Here is a 1,091-nt window from a genome sequence, read left to right on the forward strand (position 1 = left end):
CCAGTAAATTAATATGCATTCATTTTTGTACGACCGTCAGCATTTATCTTGTTGTGCTGTAAAACATCGTTGTTTGGAGCGGTAATATAAGGCGTGTAAACTTCACACATGAAGTGTTTTAGAAGATATGGCAAATATTCTTAAGTTTGCTTGTAGGTATTTGTGTAAGTGCAGCATATGAGTGGGAAGCAAGAGGAATCCGCTCAATGAAAATCCAGACCTTTACAGACGGAATTTGGTGTGACTTTTGGTTCTTGAAGACAAAGAGGAAGTCAATGATTGTAAATGAAGAGTTTTTTAACACCATACATTTGCAGCAGGAATCAATTACGTTAAACGCTTTTTTCGGAGAGGTAAAAACGGTTTTCATAACAATAGAAACTGTTTTTTTGCGGTATAATTTTGGGTTTTTGTCACATCATTAAAACACCAGAAGATTACTGGAAGTGTTTTTGAATTTTTTTCAGATTCAGAAAATTTTCCTATTTTATCATGAGTAGATATTCTATTTATAATATTTGATTGTTCAAAGGAAAGCACACTCATTTTTTCAAAATTATGGTCAACGTAAAACAGTGAGAAAATTTGTGTGTCATGCTCTTATATAAAATAATAAAATCGTAAATAAAGAATATTCAAAGGATTTTATTTTCTCGCGCAACGGCTCTCCATCCGATATCACGACGAACAAAACCTTCTGGCCAATCAATACAATCAACAGCTTCATAGGCACGTTTTTGTGCATGCGTAATCGTTTTTCCTGTTGCAGTTATATTGAGAACACGTCCACCATTTGCAATGAGTTCTCCATCACGCAACACTGTACCAGCTTGAAAAACTCTCACATCGGGAAGAGAGTTTACTTGATCAACGTTACGGATAACAGTACCTTTTTGGGGAGAGTCTGGATAACCATTAGCAGCCATAACAACGGTGAGAGCAGCTTTTTCAGACCACTGAAGAGGCTTATTTTCAAGTTTTCCTTGAGCAGCAGCAAGAAAAATTGGCAAAATGTCATCTTTGAGGCGCATCATTAAAACTTGACATTCAGGATCACCGAATCGTACGTTAAATTCAATTAATTCGGGTCC

At 36.0% G+C, this 1,091-nt stretch carries 1 protein-coding gene; it reads right to left on the reverse strand.

Going from position 1 to position 1,091, the window contains the following annotated elements; translation table 11 throughout:
* Window positions 1–635: 635 nt before the first annotated feature.
* Window positions 636–1,091 (reverse strand): phosphoribosylglycinamide synthetase C domain-containing protein (locus ACFIQE_RS10695; protein ID WP_375707736.1); only part of this gene is annotated, 456 nt, incomplete at its 5' end.

The sequence above is a fragment of the Bartonella sp. AA1HLJMS genome (assembly GCF_042197445.1).
Classification (GTDB): Bacteria; Pseudomonadota; Alphaproteobacteria; order Rhizobiales; family Rhizobiaceae; genus Bartonella.